General features: G+C 44.4%; 1 protein-coding gene. It reads left to right on the forward strand.

What is annotated here, in order from left to right:
* The coding region (locus tag AB4496_RS19855) for an alpha-amylase family glycosyl hydrolase (RefSeq protein ID WP_372131710.1) at positions 1–315 on the forward strand (315 nt) is incomplete at both ends.

The raw sequence follows: 315 nt of genomic DNA on the forward strand, positions 1-315 counted from the left end.
TATTACAACAAATGAATCAGGCGACCTTTGGTAACAAGGATTTGTTAACCGTTGGAGAAACTTGGGGCGCGACTCCAGAAATAGCCAAGCTATACAGCGGACAAGATAGAAATGAACTTTCTATGGTGTTCCAATTTGAGCACATTACCCTGACATGGGAGAACGGTGACAAATGGAACCCTATTCCGCTTGATCTTCGAGAGTTCAAAAATGTGCTGACCAAGTGGCAGCTAGAGCTGGCCGATGGTGGTTGGAATTCCCTTTTTTGGAACAACCACGATTTGCCACGTTTGGTTTCAAAATACGGTGATGACA

This window comes from Vibrio sp. 10N.222.46.A1, from assembly GCF_041473595.1.
Lineage (GTDB): Bacteria > Pseudomonadota > Gammaproteobacteria > Enterobacterales > Vibrionaceae > Vibrio > Vibrio tasmaniensis_A.